The 16,220-nt window shown below is 71.2% G+C and carries 13 protein-coding genes, 1 tRNA gene and 2 pseudogenes; 12 read left to right on the top strand and 4 right to left on the bottom strand.

Going from position 1 to position 16,220, the window contains the following annotated elements:
- Positions 1-116 precede the first annotated feature (116 nt).
- On the top strand, positions 117-935 hold the full coding sequence (locus CKY47_RS31980) for an MEDS domain-containing protein (protein WP_306750068.1): 819 nt from the start codon (positions 117-119) through the stop codon (positions 933-935).
- Complete coding sequence (locus CKY47_RS31975) at positions 932-1,876, top strand: sensor histidine kinase (RefSeq protein WP_306750067.1); 945 nt, start codon at positions 932-934, stop codon at positions 1,874-1,876. The genes CKY47_RS31980 and CKY47_RS31975 overlap by 4 nt, the downstream gene beginning before the upstream one ends.
- A gap of 242 nt (positions 1,877-2,118) precedes the next feature.
- Here the strand turns inward: CKY47_RS31975 and CKY47_RS37120 are convergent.
- Both CKY47_RS37120 and CKY47_RS31970 read right to left on the bottom strand, forming a co-directional pair.
- Positions 2,119-2,371: pseudogene (locus tag CKY47_RS37120) on the bottom strand (hypothetical protein); the annotation flags it as partial.
- A gap of 310 nt (positions 2,372-2,681) precedes the next feature.
- Positions 2,682-2,927 carry a WGxxGxxG family protein gene (locus CKY47_RS31970; protein WP_306750066.1) on the bottom strand — a complete coding sequence of 82 codons (246 nt, stop codon included), beginning with the start codon at positions 2,925-2,927 and terminating at the stop codon, positions 2,682-2,684.
- 912 nt (positions 2,928-3,839) lie between these two features.
- Between CKY47_RS31970 and CKY47_RS31965 the strand changes: the two genes are divergently transcribed.
- The 4 genes from CKY47_RS31965 (at position 3,840) to CKY47_RS31950 (ending at position 10,124) form a co-directional block, all read left to right on the top strand.
- The gene (locus CKY47_RS31965) at positions 3,840-5,000 is read left to right on the top strand and encodes an acyl-CoA dehydrogenase family protein (protein ID WP_306750065.1); all 1,161 of its coding nucleotides are present in this window, start codon (positions 3,840-3,842) and stop codon (positions 4,998-5,000) included.
- A complete protein-coding gene (locus CKY47_RS31960) occupies positions 4,993-7,461 on the top strand; it encodes an ATP-binding SpoIIE family protein phosphatase (RefSeq protein ID WP_306750064.1) in 2,469 nt (822 codons plus the stop codon). The genes CKY47_RS31965 and CKY47_RS31960 overlap by 8 nt, the downstream gene beginning before the upstream one ends.
- A 470-nt stretch (positions 7,462-7,931) precedes the next feature.
- Positions 7,932-8,459, top strand: a complete 528-nt coding sequence (locus CKY47_RS31955; RefSeq protein WP_306750063.1) for an ABC transporter ATP-binding protein — start codon at positions 7,932-7,934, stop codon at positions 8,457-8,459.
- Between the two features lie 1,582 nt (positions 8,460-10,041).
- Positions 10,042-10,124: transfer RNA gene (locus CKY47_RS31950), tRNA-Leu, on the top strand.
- Here the strand turns inward: CKY47_RS31950 and CKY47_RS31945 are convergent.
- Positions 10,106-11,080 carry a recombinase zinc beta ribbon domain-containing protein gene (locus CKY47_RS31945; protein ID WP_306750089.1) on the bottom strand — a complete coding sequence of 325 codons (975 nt, stop codon included), beginning with the start codon at positions 11,078-11,080 and terminating at the stop codon, positions 10,106-10,108. The two genes, CKY47_RS31950 and CKY47_RS31945, sit on opposite strands and share 19 nt — an antisense overlap.
- Before the next feature lie 46 nt (positions 11,081-11,126).
- On the opposite strand from CKY47_RS31945, the gene CKY47_RS31940 reads away from it, so the two are divergent.
- The 6 genes and pseudogenes from CKY47_RS31940 (at position 11,127) to CKY47_RS31930 (ending at position 14,686) form a co-directional block, all read left to right on the top strand.
- A complete protein-coding gene (locus CKY47_RS31940; protein ID WP_371320773.1) occupies positions 11,127-11,918 on the top strand; it encodes an integrase in 792 nt (263 codons plus the stop codon).
- Positions 11,919-11,943: 25 nt separating this feature from the next.
- A complete protein-coding gene (locus CKY47_RS37115) occupies positions 11,944-12,207 on the top strand; it encodes an integrase core domain-containing protein (protein ID WP_371320772.1) in 264 nt (87 codons plus the stop codon).
- Between the two features lie 127 nt (positions 12,208-12,334).
- Complete coding sequence (locus CKY47_RS31935) at positions 12,335-13,216, top strand: hypothetical protein (RefSeq protein WP_306750062.1); 882 nt, start codon at positions 12,335-12,337, stop codon at positions 13,214-13,216.
- 337 nt (positions 13,217-13,553) lie between these two features.
- The gene (locus tag CKY47_RS37110; RefSeq protein ID WP_371320771.1) at positions 13,554-13,982 is read left to right on the top strand and encodes a transposase; all 429 of its coding nucleotides are present in this window, start codon (positions 13,554-13,556) and stop codon (positions 13,980-13,982) included.
- Positions 13,951-14,145: pseudogene (locus CKY47_RS37105) on the top strand (IS3 family transposase); the annotation flags it as partial. The gene CKY47_RS37110 and the pseudogene CKY47_RS37105, both read left to right, overlap by 32 nt.
- Positions 14,146-14,308: 163 nt before the next feature.
- Positions 14,309-14,686 (top strand): integrase core domain-containing protein, encoded by a 378-nt coding sequence (locus CKY47_RS31930; protein ID WP_306750061.1) that lies wholly within the window; start codon positions 14,309-14,311, stop codon positions 14,684-14,686.
- A 160-nt stretch (positions 14,687-14,846) separates the two neighbouring features.
- On the opposite strand, the gene CKY47_RS31925 is transcribed toward CKY47_RS31930, so the two are convergent.
- Positions 14,847-16,220, bottom strand: a complete 1,374-nt coding sequence (locus tag CKY47_RS31925; protein ID WP_306750060.1) for a helicase-associated domain-containing protein — start codon at positions 16,218-16,220, stop codon at positions 14,847-14,849.

Genomic DNA, 16,220 nt, shown 5'->3' with positions numbered 1-16,220 from the left:
GACAGGGTCCGGGTCGATTGCCCGCGCCACCTCCGGTCCCACCGCACCCGACCTGCGGTTTCTCCTTCCGGACACGGGTGTGGGCGCACCGCGCGGAGAGCGGGCCGAGGTGGTGGGTGTGCGCCGGTCCGGGTCGGTGGGGCACGCGGGGTGGGTCCGAGCCCGGTGATCACGCGTGCCGGCGGTTCCGCGACGCGCGCGGGTTCCGCGACCGCGCCCCCGAAGGCCCGTCCGAGGGGCTCACCCCTCGGTACCGGGTCCGCTGCACCGGCACCGGTGGGCTCGACGGCCTGGACGGGACCGCCGAGGCCGACCGGGCGCTGCGGACCAGCGCCGCGCAGGTCGCCTCGCCGGACGCCACCTGTCCGATCGACACGGTGGTCGAGCCCGCCGCGCAGGCGCGGAACCACGCCGGGGCGCCCCCGGCCGTCGGGTTCACCGGTCTGCCCGTCGCCGCCCACCGCACCCCGCTGGTGCGCATCCCCGAGCGACTGGCGGCCTTCGCCCGCTACGAGCACCGGATCGACCGCCGCACGGCCGACCGGCCGTTCCCGGTCATGTGCGCCTGCGCCGCCGACGAAGTGGACGACGACGCGTTCACGCAGGTCGGGTGCATCGACCCGAACGCCGACGCCTCCTCCCCCGGCTTCCGGCTGCATGCCGGGGGCAACGGGGTCGCCGCCCCGGGCGGCGAGGTGAACCGGTTCGACGAGGACCTGTTCACCCCCGTGCCGCGACGTGCCGATTCCCGTTCCGGCGGCGGGGAACCGGTGCTCGCCACCGACCCCGCCTCCCCCGACCACCTCGGCCTGCTGTGCCCGGCCCGGCACGCCGCCGACCGCGGGGTGTTCCCCGGGCTGCGCACCTGGCCCGGCGTGTCCACGCTGGTGGACCTGCTCGACCTCGCGAACATCCGAGTGGAGCGTGCCGCGTGACGATCACCGACCTCTCCCCCTCGGGCGACTTCGTCCACCCCGCGGTGTTCTACGCCTCCGACGAGGAGTACTTGCAACTGCTCGTGCCCTTCGTCACCGACGGCCTGGAACAGGGCCAACCGGTCGCCGCGTCCGTGCCCGACAGCCGCCTGCGGCTGCTGCGCGACGCCCTGGGCAACGCCGCCGCGGACGTGCTGCTGCTCGACATGCAGGTCGAGGGCCGCAACCCGGGCCGCATCATCCCCGCCGTGCTGCGCCGGTTCGCCGACAGCCACCCCGACAAGCACGTCCGAGTCATCGGCGAGCCGATCTGGGCCGGGCGCACCGACGCCGAGTACCCCGCGTGCGCCCAGCACGAAGCGCTGATCAACCTCGCCTTCGCCGGCCGCGACGTCACCATCGCCTGCCCCTACGACACCACCGCGCTCGACGAGCACGTCCTGACCGACGCACTGGCCACCCACCCGCTGGTGTGGGAGACCACCCGCCGCTACCGCAGCGGCCACTACGACCCCGACGACGTCGTCAACCGCTACAACCAGGCCCTCGCCACCGACCCGGGTGCCGCCACCTTCCAGGTCGGCACCACCGCCGACATCCGCGGCGCCCGCCGCTTCGTCACCGCGCACGCCCAGCGCCTGGGCCTGTCCGACGCCCGGACCGCCGACCTCGCGCTGATCACCACCGAACTCGTGGTCAACAGCCTCCGGCACACCAGCGGCACCTGCCTGCTGAGCATCCGGCAGGACGGCACCCACCTGATCTGCGCCGTCGAGGACGACGGCCACCTCGCCGACCCGCTCGCCGGCCGCCACCCCGCCCGCCCCGACCAGGAAGGCGGCCGCGGCCTGCTGCTGGTCAATCAACTCGCCGACCTCGTCCGCACCCACACCACCCCGCACGGCACGACCACCCACGCCTTCCTGCACCTCACCCGCTAGCCTCACGAGTCCACGTCGTCGGTGTGGGGCCGGGTTGCCGGTGGTCGCTTCCGGCGGTGGTGTGGGGCCGACGGTGGTGCCGGTGCACGCTCCACACCGGTGGCGGACGTCGCGCAGCACGGTGGTGGAGTCGTGTGCGCGGAGGAGCCGTTGTCGGTGACGACGCGGTGACGTGGCCGATGTCGCGGGCGGCGAAGAACGCACGCGCGACGGGCGGAGCCGATTGTGGTGACCGCTTCTCGGCGGGCTTCCCGGTACCGGTGTTCTCGGCGCGGTCGTCCTTCCGGTCGGGTCGAGAACCGGCGGCGGTTGGGTCCGAGGTGGATCAGATGCCGGCCGACCGTGCGCACCGACACGGCCGTGCCCTCGGCCACGACCTCCAGGGCGGTTGCCGCAGCGCCTGGCGAGGCGGTGGCGGCCTTCGACGGACAGCGGGGCGTTGCGGTGGAAGCGCGGACAGGTCTTCCGCGCGGCGGGTGTTGGTCGCGTTCCCACCCTGCCACCGAAGGACCCGCCCCTCGGCTCAGCCCTACCGGCCGTCACCAGCGCCATGACCCCCGGCAGCGCTCCAGGGCCACTGGCCGAGGCCCGCCCCGGTACGCCCGGGAGCCCTACGACGCTGCTGGGTGCCGGCCCGCCTCCACACCACGGGCATGTTGGTCACAGCAAGACGTTCAGCAGGATGGTGAGCAGGACCGACACCACGATCGAGATCGCCAGCATCGTCAGGCACCCCGGGCGGCCCCCCAGGAACTCGACGCGGGTGTTCCCGAAACGCACGACAGATCCTTCCCCACCGCTCCGGTTACCGACCGGTCACGTGGTCGACGCCGCGCTTCTTGCGACCGGCCAGCCCCGCGAGCCCCAACAGGCCCAGGAGGCCCAGGAGGCCCCAGTTGCCGCTGCTGTCGTCGTCATCGTTGTTGTCCTGGGCCATCACCGCTGCTGTGGCACGCGGCGCGGATTCTTGCGCGGACGCGGCAGCCGCCGGAACGGCGGACAGGGCCGCGCCGAGGACGAGTGCCGCTACGAGGCGCTTCACGTTGTCCATGTCATTCCTCCGGTCCATGGCGTTTGCAGAGGTGCCATGGGTACCGCCGAAGTGGACAGTTACACGGCCTCGGAGCAAAACACCCATTCGAGTGAAGACACCGACATGCCCGCAATCACCCGCACGTCCCGGCTGCGGCGTCGTCGACAACGGCCCGCGGTTCAGCGTGGCCGCAGGGCTGATGGTCACGTCAACCGCACGAAGTACGACCAGGGGTGACGACTCGACCCCGGAACGTCACGATCGCCTCCGGCGCGCGGATGCGGTCGGTGCACCTGCGGGATGAGTGGTCCGGGTCGGTGCGCGGGAGGCGGGATTCACGGCGTGGGAACCCGACGACCGGGACGTGATCGAGGTTTGCGCCACGGGCCTCGACAACGAGTTCGGGCCCGCGGGCGGGGGTGGACTCCACGGTGCAGCAACAGGTGCCGGGAGTTGTCGGCGTGGTCGTGGGCGTTGGACGCCGACTCCGCCGCCACCAGCCGCAGCGCCCCGTCGATGCGTTCGCGCACGGCGGTGAGGTCGTCGCAGTGCGACGGGGTTTCGATCTCCACCTGACCGGCGACCCGGCCCTCTTCTGCGTGGCCATCCGTACCGCGCCCGCCTCGTGCGGTCGCCGCCGTCCCGTGCGCCCCGGTCGCGGTGTCCGCATCCGGACAGGTCACCGCCGCGGGGTGATCACTTGTGACCGTGGGTGCGCATCGGTTGCCGCCCGCGGAGCGGGAAGTGGCGCGGTTGCGGGTGGTGGCCGCGCTGGGGTCCGGGCAGGTCGAGGGCTACCGGCAGGCTGCGGGGTGTCCGGCTCCCGGGCCTCGGCATGGCGGCATCCGCCGTGTCGAGGCGGCCGGCTAGGCTCGGTCCGCGTGTCTGCACCCTGATGGGCCGACAGGTGCGACGAGTTGGGGAGGCAGCATGACCCGGACGGAACTGGGCAAGGCGGTGCTCCTGGCGAGAGAGATCTGCCAGGACATCCTGAGGCCGCAGGCCACGGCGGTGGACGGGGAACAGCGGTGGCCCGTCGAAGGGATGACCGCGCTGCGCAGCACGTTGGGCGGTCTGGTGGTGCCCGAGCGGTTCGGCGGGATGGGCCAGGGGCTCTCGGCGGTCGTGCAGGTCGGGGAGGTGACCGGCCGGGCGTGCGCATCGACGTCGATCTGCTTCGGCATGCACCTGGTCGGTTCCGCGGTGATCGCCGCCAAGGCCACGGACTTCCACCAGGAACGCTACCTCGCCCCGATCGCGGAGGGACGGCACCTGACGACCCTGGCGTTGTCCGAGCCGGGCAACGGCGGCGAGTTCTGGTTGCCCCAGACTCGCATGGAACGCAGCGGCGGGAACGGGTTGCGCCTGTCGGGCACCAAGAGCTTCGTCACCAACGGCGGTCACGCCGACTCCTACGTCATCTCCACCGTCGCGACCGGCCCGGAGGCGCCGCCTGGCGAGTTCTCCTGCACGGTGGTCGACGCGAACACGCCGGGCATGGCGTGGGGTGCCCCGTGGCACGGCTTCGGGATGCGGGGCAACGAGTCCCGGGCCCTGGAGCTGCAGGGGGTGGAGATCGGCCGCACACAGCTGCTGGGCGAGCAGGGCGACGAGATCTGGTACGTGTTCAACGTCGTGGCCCCCTACTTCCTGATGGCCATGGCCGGCACCTACCTGGGGGTCGCGGTCGCGGCCTTGGACGAGGCGCGCTCCCACGTGATGGCGCGTCGGTACGCGCACAGTGGTCGGGCACTGGCCAACCAACCGCTGGTCCAGCACAGGCTGGGCGTCATGTGGGCCCGGGTGGAACGGACCCGGCGGCTGCTGTACCACGCCGCCGCGGCGGCGGAGGCCGGTGAGCCCGACGCCCTGCCGGCGCTGTGCTCGGCCAAGGCCGAGGTCGCGGAAGCCGCGGAGGCGGTCGTCAACGACGCCCTGACCCTGACCGGAGGACTCGGCTACGCGAGCGACTCGGTGCTGCACCGCCTCCTGCGTGACGCCCGCGCCGCACACGTGATGTCCCCGGTCACCGACCTGCTGCGCGTGTGGGTTGGCAAGGCCCTGCTCGGTGAACCCCTGCTGGGTGACTGACGTGTCCCCCTCCCCACCTCTCGTCCTGCTGACCGGCACCACCGCGGAGGTCGCGCCGAAGCTGCGGGCGGTGCTGGGCGACGGGGTCGAGATCGTTTCCGCGGGCGTGGAGGAACTCCTCGCCCGCACAGCCCAGGCCCCGACCGGCTCCCGTCCTGTCCTGGTCGTGCTCGGCAGGCAGCTCCCCGCGCCCGTGGGGTTGGTGCACGCGCTGCGGCCCGACGGGATCACCGTGGCGGTCGTCGTGTCGTCCGCGCCCGGCGTCGAGAGCAGGACGGCGATGCTGCCGCTGCTGTTCTCCGCCGACCAGGCCCGTCACCTCCCTGCCGGGTCCGACGACCGGCTCCCGGAAGTGGTGCGCGACGTACTGGAGTCCATGGCACACCGCCGGGCCTACACCGCCGTGCGCGCCGCCGCCCAACAACGACTGACCGACAGCGGCGTGCTCGTCCGGCAGGTCCACGACCAGGTGTTCGGCCGGCTGCTCGCCGAAGCCCCCATCGGTGCCGTCGTGGTGGGTGACAGCGGGGTGCTGACCGCGTGGAACCACAGGGCCGCGGAGGTCCTGGACCTGGTGGGGCCCGCCTCGACCGGACCGCGCCTGTCGTCGCTCTTCCCGACGCAGGTCCACGACAGCCTACGGGCGTTCCTGGCCTCGCGCGGCCCGGTCGAGACGACGCTCGACCGCCTCGACCGCCGGAAAACGGCGCAGACCCTCCGGCTGGCCGCCCAGCGGGTGGTGGACGCCGACGAGGTCGAACGCACACTGGTGCTCGTCGAGGACGTCACCGCTTCGGTGCTCGCGCAACGCCGACTGGCCGAGCGCACCAAGCACGCCCTGCTCACCGCGGACGTCGCCGCGGCCACGACCGCACCGGGCAAGCTGCCGCACCACCTGCACCGGTGCGCGCAGGCCATCGTCGGTCACCTGGACGCGACCTGCGCGCACATCTGGACCGTCGGCCCACGCAGCGCACGGCTCACCCACGCCGCCAAGGCCGGATCGTGCTCCCACTCCGAGGACGCGCACGACGCCGGGTGGCCCACCGGGACGACCATCGCGGCGATCGCGGCACGACAACGCCCCTACCTGGACAACCCGCTGCCGGATCACGCAGACGCCACCGGTGACCGAGCGGTCCGCTTCGCCGGGTACCCGCTGGTGTTCGGCGGTCGGCTCATGGGCGTGCTGACCGCCGTCACCGGCCGGCACCTGAGCCAGGACGCGCTGACCACGCTGGAAGGCGTCGCCGACCAAATCGCCGTCGGCATCCGACAGGACCTCCTGGTTCGCAGGCTGCGCAGCACCGCCGAAGCGCTCCAAGAACCGCTGCTGCCACCTCACCTGCCCGAACTGCCCGGATTCGACCTCGCGGCCCGCTACCACCCCTTCGGCTACAACGACGACCAGATCGGTGGCGACTTCTACGACGCCTACACCACGCCGGACCGGCACCACGTGCTCGTGCTGGGCGACGTCTGCGGCAAAGGCCCGAAAGCCGCCGCCGTCACCGGTCTGGTGCGCCACACGCTGTGGACCGCGGCCCAGCACAGCACCGAGCCCGGCCACGTCCTGTCGTTGGTGAACCAGGCACTCCTGCGCCAGAGCAGCCCGTTCTGCACCTTGGTCTACGCAGTGCTCGACACCTCCTCCACCCCCGCCCGCCTGCGGATCACCTGCGCGGGCCACCCCGCTCCCCTGCTCCTGCACGGCGACGGCCACGCCACGCCGCTGGCTGTGGGCGGCCCCGTGCTCGGCGTGCTGGACGAGGTCTGCCACGAGGTGGCGGAGGTGCCGCTGCACCCCGGCGACGCGCTGGTGCTCTACACCGACGGCTTCACCGAAGGCGCGGGCGGATACCGACAACGGGAAGACGAGGAAATCGCCACCGTCCTCGCCGGCATCCCGCTCCGCCCGGGCACCGACCACCCCGCCGACGCGATCGCCGAAGCCCTGCTCGTCGACGCCCGGCAGTGGTGGGGTGACCGCCTGCGCGACGACATGGCCGTCCTCGTTCTCACCGCCCTGCCGCCCGCGCCCCGGGAGCAGGACGACCACCACGACGAGTTCCCCCTCGCCGACGACACGCCGCCGCTGGCCGAGGTACGGACCTGGACCCGCGCAGTCCTCGCCGACCTCCACCAGGACGTGGTCGAAGACGCCGAACTGGTCGTCACCGAACTGGTCACCAACGCCTACGAACACGCACACGGCCCACGCGCCCTGCGCCTGCGCAGGCCCTTCGCTCAACCGGTCGTGCGCGTCGAGGTCGACGACACCACCCCTCGCACACCGCCCCACCCCGGCACGTCGTCCCTCGGCCCGTTCCGCGGTCGCGGCCTGCTCATGATCGAGACCATCAGCAGTCGATGGGGCGTCGAAACACACGAGAGCCACAAGACCGTCTGGGCCGACATCCCGGTCGGAGCGTCACCCGACGTGGACTCCGCAGGCGGATGAGTCAGGCCGATCCCGGCTCAGCCGTGGTCGACCCGACCGACCTGGGCCGCCATCCCGGACACGCCACCAGGCCGCCCCGCCCATTCCGGCGTACGGCGTCGTCGCGCGTCCGGCTCGCGGACACCGCGAGCCGGACGGCCACGCGCGGGGTCGGCGTCGAGCCGGACGCGCGTGACCGCACCGGTCGCCGTGGTGCGCCGCACCCGGTTCACCGCACGAGTGGGCGCCGCCGCGTAGCCGTCGTCGGGCTGCGCAGACCAACCCTGCCCACCGGTAGCCACCGGCGCACGACCTGCCCTCCCCGCCAAGTCGTTGATCACGCGATCAGCGCTGGAGCCGCTCCTTCTGCAGACCCTGAGAAGCCGACCAGGCTTGGATTCGGGCACGATCGACAATGCGCCGACCGCAGTGCGCCGGCCACCCCCAGAGGTCGGGAGGCCGGCAACCTCAGGAGAGAACCGGACGAGGTCGTGAGCACCGTCGAACTCGCAGGCGTGTCCCGCTGGTACGGCAACGTGGTCGCGGTCAACGACGTGAGCTTGTCGATCGGCCCGGGTCTGACCGGGCTGCTCGGCCCCGACGGCGCGGGCAAGACCACCGGGCTGCACCTGATGGCGGGCCTGCTGGCCCCGTCGCGGGGCGAGGTCGTGATCGGCGGCGAGCCCGCGTGGGCCAACCCCGCCGTGTACCGCGGGCTCGGCCTGGTGACCGAGCGCGAGAGCGTGCCGGGATTCCTCACCGCGTGGGAGTTCGTCCTGGCCAGCGCCAAGCTGCACAAGCTCCCCGACCCGACGGCCGCCGCCCGTGCCGCGCTGGGCGTCGTGGACCTGCGCGACGCGCAGGACCGCCGGATCTCCACCTACTCCAAGGGGATGCGCCAGCGGAGCCGGGTCGCCGCGGCGCTGGTGCACGACCCGGAGGTGCTGCTGCTGGACGAGCCGTTCAACGGCATGGACCCCCGGCAGCGGATGCACATGATGGAACTGCTCGACGGCTGATCTCCTCGACCATGTCGCCGCCCACCGCGTTGATCATGGCGTCGGTGTTCGTCGTGGTGGGCACAATCGGCGCCACCCGACGACTGCGGTCGTTCGCGCTCACCGGCGAGGCGAACTAGAGCGCGTCCGCCGGCTCCCTGCTCCGCCTCGGTCCGGCGACGCCGACCACGTGGACGCGGCGGGCGGAGCCGGCTCCCGGGCCGCCGGTAGTAGCCGGTCTCGGCGAAGAACCCGGTGCAGGTGTCGACCAGGTTCTTCGCCGAGACCGGCGGGCAGGTGATGCCCGCCTCCGCCCGCAGCGCCTCTCCGTCTTCGACACGTCCACCTGCGGGTCGGAGCCCGCGTTGTCGGTGACCACCAGCTCGAACGCGTCCAGCAGCGGTATCACGGCGTTGTCGCGGTCGGCTGGCGCCGACGACCCGTTCCGCCCCCGCTCCCGGTCGACACGGATGCGGTCGACCGGGAGCGGGGGCGCTCGTGCCGTTCCAATCCGCGTCCGGTTCGGAACGATCTCCGACTTTCGCCGGAACGGATCGGAGCAGTCCTGGATGGTCTTGGACTCGCAGGCGTAGCGCGGAGCGCCCGCAGCGTCCTGACCCGGGTGCGGGACGACCACGTCGCCGAGGTCGCGGGCACCGAGCAGGTCTGGACGGCCGAGCGGCGCGCTTCGACCCGCCGCTGCCGACCGGGGACACCGGCTTCCGCCACGGCGCCGGCCAGGTCCCCGCCGTCACCGCGCCGGCCGACCTGCTGCTCGACCACCACCAGGCGGTCCACGACCGCACCGCCTACTTACGCGACCTCGTCGCCGAAGACCCGCCCCGGGGCGTGGACGAGTCGTGGGACTCGCCGGTGGCCCTGGTCGTACGGCTGGTCAGCGTGATCGGGGACGCCCCCCTGCACGTCGGCCAAGCCGCCTTCGCACGTGGCGTCCTGCCCGCGCGCCGATCTCGGCCCCGCCGCCGCAGAACCCCAGCGGTCGCCGCACGCCGTGCCGACCACGACCGTCCAGAGCAGCGCCGACGGAGGCCGCCCTTCGACCGCCTGGACTCGCGCATCGTGCCGCTCCTCCGGGGGTGGTGCCGGGCGTAGGGCATCGCCATGCCGTAGGCGACCTTCATCTACTCCGCCGGGTCCTTCGAGGCCGCCCGCACCTCGCCGTAGATCGCCTCGGCCTCGTCGGAGCGCCCGCCGAGGACAGCGCGGTGGTCGTGCCTCCGGTCAGCTCCCACCACAGCTCCGGCTGGGACTCCCGGTCCACCAGCCGCCTGCCGCGCGAGCCCAGGTCCGCCGCCGCGTGGTACAGCCCAGGTTGCGGCAGTGCAACCCGCCGACCCCGAACGTCCAGCCTTCGCTTCAGCGGGTGCGCCCGATCAGTCGCGGCACTCGCTCTGCACGGTGCCGCGACGCCGCAGCGCGCCAGCGATCACCAGCGAACGGGTCGGCTCCGCGTCCCACTCACAACGACCGCCCCGCAGCTGCTCTACCAGCGACTATGCCAGTCGATCGGCCAACAGGGGGCCCCGATTTTGGCTACCGAGAACGATCATGTAATCTATGCACACACCACGGCGAGAGCCGAGTCCGGGTGGCGGAATGGCAGACGCGCTAGCTTGAGGTGCTAGTCCCCGAAAGGGGGTGGGGGTTCAAGTCCCCCCTCGGACACGCGCACTATTCACACGGCCCACGGGTTTGATGATCACATCAGCCTCGTGGGCCGTGTGCGTGTAGCGAACTTGCAGGTCAACCGCCCTGTAGAGGCTCGCCACGCTCTCTATCTCAGCATCGGCCAACGCCTCGCCGACGTTACCCAGTGAGTCGATCATCGCGTGCACCTCGGCGGCGCTCAGGGCGTCCGGCGCCGGTGTTCCCTCCAGTTCCGCCCGCGCGGCAGCTCGAACCGCCTGCGCCTCGTTCATCGGCTCGACCAGTGCCAGCGGGTCGATTCCGGCTTTGATGGCCTCTTGGAACCGGCTCAACTGCGCCTCCGCTTTGGCGAGCCGGGCTTTGGCGGCCTCCCTGCCATTCGCCGCTCCATTCGTTCCCTGCGACTCCACCAGAGCCACAACGGTCCGGTCCCGGTTCTCCGGTGCGAACAATCGCCCGAGCCACCCGTTCACCGCTTCCTGAAGAACGTCCTCCCGGAGGTAGACCGTGGGCGGATGCGTGGCCAGCGCTGGTGATCCGGGTGCGAGCGTCCGGGCGGGACACCGGTAGTACACGCCGCGCGCCCGTGGACTGGCCTCCAGCTTCCGACCGCACGCGGTGCACCGGACGATGCCCCGGAACAGGTACGGCCGTTTCATGGGCCGCTCGGCGCGCTCGGTCTTACGAGCCGTCTTCAACCCGCCGGCGGACTTCGACTTGCGCAGCAGGTGCGCCTGCGTGAACTCCTCGACACTCACGATCGCCGGATGAGCAGGCTTGCGCGACCGCACGATCCGATCGGCGCTCGCCCGCCGGAAGCGCATCACGTAGCCGGCCGCCACGTCGTCGGGGTCGAGCAACGTCTCCTGCCGCGCCCACCGCCCGAAGAACGCGAACCCCGTGTACCTCGGGTTATCCAAGATCGCCCGTACCGTACTGCCCTGCCAACCATCGTGTGCCGCTCGAAAAGTCATCGTCGCTGGTAGAGCAAGGCTGCCACAGTGTTGGGACCATGTCCGGGTGATCATGTCCCTGCTGTACAAGGTGACCCGGAAGCTGTTGTCCGTCCCGGCGGTGCTTCTCCGCAGCGAGGCGGCCAAGGATGCCGAACTGCTCGTGCTGCGGCACGAGAACGCGGTCCTGCGCCGGCAACTCACGGGTCCGGTCCGCTATGAGCCCGCCGATCGGTTCTGGTTCGCCGCCCTGTCCGGGGCGGTGGATCGTTGCCGGTGGCCGGAGATCTTCCCGGTCACGCCGGGCACCCTGCTCGCCTGGCACCGCAGACTCGTGGCCGGCAAGTGGGACTACAGCGCGCGGCGACGCATCGGACGCCCACCGACCCGAGCGGCGGTCAAGTCGCTCGTACTGCGGCTCGCCAGGGAGAATCCACGATGGGGACACCGCCGGATCCAGGGTGAGTTGGCCCGCCTCGGCCACCACGTCGCCTGCTCGACGGTCTGGCGGATCCTGCACGACGCCGGCATCGACCCGCCACCACGCCGCACCGGCCCGACCTGGCGGCAGTTCCTCACCGCCCAGGCCCAGGGCATCATCGCAGCGGACTTCCTCCACCTCGACACCGTGCTCGGCACACGCCTCTACGCTATGGCGTTCCTCGAACACGACACCAGACGCCTGCGCATCACCGGCGTCACCGCCCACCCGACCCAGGCATGGACCACGCAGCAGGCCAGAAACCTCACCGCCGACCTCGGACACCGGACGGAGTCCCTGCACTCCCTCTCACGCGATCGCGACGGCAAGTACAGCCAGACGTTCGACACCGTCTCCAGAGCAACGACCTGCGCGTGATCGAAGCGCGCCGCAGGCGCCCCGGATGAACGCCCACTGCGAACGGGGCGTCGGCACCATCCGACGCGAACTCCTCGACCACATCCTGATCCTGGGCGAGACCCACGCACGCCATGTCCTCACGACCTACGAAAACCACTACAACCGACACCGCCCCCACCAGGCCCGAGACCAGCTACCGCCCGAGACTCAACAGAATCCTCCCGCGGTACACGACCTGGACACCCACAGACTGCTCCGCACCCGCGTCCTCGGCGGGCTCATCAACGAGTACAGACATGTCGCTTGACCAGCAGCGATGACTTTTCGAGCGGCACAGGGGATTGCCAGGCACCCGGCAGCCGGACCGGCGCCTCGGTCGCACCCGAACCGCCCAACCGGGAAGGTTCCGCCCGCTCGACGGGGTAGCGTGAGCCGTGCCCGACGACCTCGACTACTCCCCGCTCGCCGCCCCCGTCGACCCGGCTGCGGCATTGGCGCACGCGAAAGCGAACGGCGACCCCCCAGGCCGCGACATGGCGTGCGGCGCACTCGTGTTCGCCGTGATCATTGCCGCTTTCTCCGGTTTCTTGAGCATTCCGCTCAACATGTACCTCACCGGCGCCTATCCGGACGGCGGCGTGGGCGTCCGGCTCCTCGGGCTGCTGCCGCTGGTGATCGGTCTCGGGCTGATCGTCCTGGTCGTCGTCCAGGGCCGCAAAGGTAGCGGGCAGGTGCGGATCGACCACTACCGCATCATGCAGTTCGCCGCCCGCAACGGCATGGGTTACCGGATGAAGGTCAAGGACCCGGAGCAACCCGCCGGGGTCTTCGACATCGGCAACAACCGCTGCGCCGTCGACGTCGTCAGCATCGAAGGGCCACGTCCGATGGAAATCGGCCAGTACCACTACACGGCCGGCTACCACGGCGCGGAAACGTACCACTTGGGCTACGCAACCACCCCTCTCGACGCCCACCTTCCCCACCTGCTGCTGACCTCGCGGGCGAAAGGCACGGGCGTTCGGCACATGTCCGGCGGAGCCACCCTCGGGAACCCCGACCTGCGCGGCCCCGGCACCGAAGCTTTCACAGTCTCCGGGCCGTTCGGCAGGGCCGCGGAGATCCAGGCCCTGCTGGACCGCACCCTCTTCTCCCCCGACCTCCTGGCCCGGTACGCCGAACGCCCGGTCAACATCGAAATCGTCAAGAACCGCCTGTACTTCTTCTCCCCCAAGCCGCTGTCCACCACCGACCCGGAAACCTGGCGCTGGCTCCTCGCCCTGCTCTCCGACACCGCGGAGCGCCTGGAATCCTGAGCGCTGCCCGGGAGCGGGCCCGCGCGGCCGAAGGCGGTGTGGAACGAACATGTCGACGTCGCCGACATCGCTCGAGTGGTGGGCACCCGCTGCCGGTGTGCCTGCACGGACACCGACACCGACACCGAGCAGACCCTGACCTACAACCGAACCTTCACGGTGCCCGACACCGTCACCGCCTGGCCTCGGGCACCAGACGCTGCTGGAGGTGGCATTGGACTGCGGGATTCCCGGCCAGTACCCGACCGCATTCGCGGCGCTGGCCGTGGACTGAGGTTCCCCCGGTGGCTCGGAGTCTTTCCAGGCATGGTCCGATAGGGCCTGATGGGAGTCGTCCGTGGCACCACCGAAGAAGTACCCCGACGAGTTGAGGTCCCGCGCGGTCCGGTTGTACCGGGAGTCGGACCCCAAGCCGGTGATCCGGCGCCTGGCCGAGCAGCTGGGCGTGCACCCGGAGGCGTTGCGGAACTGGATCCGGCAGGACGAGGCCGACCGCGGCGAGCGGGGCGACCGGCCCTCCGCGGCCGAGTCGGAGGAGCTGCGCCGGCTGCGGCGGGAGAACGCGGAACTGAAGCGGGCCAACGAGATCCTGAAGACCGCGTCCGCGTTTTCGCGGCGGAACTCGACCCGACCCGGCGACGGTCGTGAAGCTGGTCGAGCAGCTTCGCGACCGCTTCGGGGTCGAGTTCGTCCTCCGGGTCCTGGGCGTCTCCTCCTCCACCTACCGCGGCTGGGTGGCCCGACAGGCCGACCCGTCCCGCCGTGAGCGCGAGGACGAGGCGATCACCGCCGAGATCACCGACATCCACACCGCCTCCGGTGGAACCTACGGCAGCCCGCGGGTCCACCAGGTCCTGCGGCGTCGGGGCGTCCGCGTGTCGCGCAAGCGGGTCGAGCGGCTGATGCGCCAGGCCGGCCTGCAGGGCGCCTTCCTGCGCAAACAGTGGCGCGCCCCGTCGACCAGGCAGGATCCAGGAGCGGCACCGGCGCCCGATCGGGTGAACCGGGACTTCACCGCCCGCGCCGGACCGGCTGTGGGTCGCCGACGCCACCCGCATCCGCACCGGCGAGGGCGCCTTCTGGCTCGCGGCCGTGCGCGACGCCTTCTCCAACCGGATCGTGGGCTGGAAGACCAGCGACCGCGGCTCGACCTACACGGCCTTCCGCTTCGCGGAACGGTTGGCGGACAACGGAATCCTGCCCTCGATGGGGTCGGTCGGCGACTCCTACGACAATGCCCTGATGGAGAACTCCTTCTCCACGCTCAAGATCGAGCTGGTCTACCGGCGCTCCTGGCGCACCCGCGACGAAGCCGAGAACGACCTGTTCGCCTCCATCGACGGGTTCTACAACACCGAACGCATCCAGAAGGACCTCGGCTGGCTCAGCCCCGACGAGTACGAAGCCGCCTGGCACGCCGCCCAGGCCGAACCGACTACCGTCCCGGCATCACCGACCCGATCCAGGTAACAACCACCTCGGGTTATCGGGGGAACCTCAACGACACTCACGCCATTGAGCTGCGACGAGAACTGGAACTCCAGTAACTAAACCCGCAGTCCAGCCCGCTTCCAGACTAGCGGATACGAGAACGCACATTGAGCCGACCGCCTGACCGTAAGGCATCTCCTCAGGGGTGCGCCGGTGACACCGCCTTGATCCGAGTCACCTTGAATTGCCGCTCGTCCTCTCGCAGGTGGCACCACGCCACCAGGAACGGCCCATCCCACCTGATCGGGGTGATGGTGCGCTGTGAGAACTCGCCCCCTTTCTTGACGTAGTCGACGCGCACGTCCGACTTCTCGTCGATGGCCCCCGCCAACAACGCCACCGCCTCGTCGGACAACTCCCTGTTCAGCCCCCGCACAACCTGCGCCGTGGAGGGCTCGCCCGCGACCAGGTCGGAGAGGTCCACCGGAACCGGCTCCTCCGCAGGATCGACCGCCTGCGGCTTTCGCCGCCGGACCGCGACGTTGCCCGACGACAGGTCTTCGACCACCGCGAACCCCTCCGCCAGCAACCGCGCGACCACCTCCGCAGGCGCCATCGCGCTTCCTACCACGGTCGGCGCCAGCTCGACGAAACCAGGTAACCGCACCACCTCGGCAACGACCTCGGCCTCGGCCACCAGGCAGCATCCCACCTCCCGTACCCGCACCTGCCCTCGTCCCTGCTCACCCAGCAGCACTCGCAGCGCCCACGGCACGTCCTGCCGCGTCAGGTCGGTCAACGCGGCCAGCAGGGACTCCGCAGTCCACCCTCGGGCAAACGCCGCCCGCACGCTGGCCGCGGTAAACCGCCACACCTGCGCCCCGTCCTCCACCCGGCTCTCCGCGGCAGCCTCCAGCACCCGCCTGGCCTCAACCGTCAACTGCCCGAACACCACGGCTGTCAGGTCCTCCAGCACCTCCACCTCGCACGGCATCGGCACCACCACCCCGGCCACCGCAGCGGCCAGCGCCTCCGCGTCGTCAGCGGACAACAGCGCCTGCCCGCACACGCTCAGTACGTCCCCCGCCACCACCCCCAGCATCTGCGCCTCGCGAACGACCACCTCGGCGTGCTGGTGCACCAACGGGCAGAACCAGTAGGCAGCGGCAGCGACCCCGTCGACCGACGACCCACCCCGCGCCGCCCGCAGCACCGCCCACCGCGCCGACCGGACACGAGGCGAATAGATCTTCGAGGCGGCCGGTTCGCGCTCGGCGACCGGGGAGTGGGGCAATCCCGCCCAGGCCCAGGCCAACTTCGCCCACTGCCGAGCCGGCGTCTCCCCCCGCCACTGCTCGTACCGCGCGGTCACCCGAAAAACCGACCCGGCCCGTGCCAACAACCCGGCTGTGAACAGCAGCTCCAACAGCAGCACCAGGTACTCGTCGTCCAGTCCGAGCGCCGCTCCCAGCCGCTTCCGCTCCTTGCTGCCCACTCCACCGTTCTTCAACCCCGCGATCGGCCTGCCCGTGTCCAACAACGCGTAAGCCGACCGCAGCAGGTGCTGCGCCAA

This window comes from Saccharothrix longispora, from assembly GCF_030852425.1.
Lineage (GTDB): Bacteria > Actinomycetota > Actinomycetes > Mycobacteriales > Pseudonocardiaceae > Actinosynnema > Actinosynnema longispora.
Note: the sequence above shows the minus strand (reverse complement) of the source record. Positions and strands in the feature narration are given on the sequence as shown.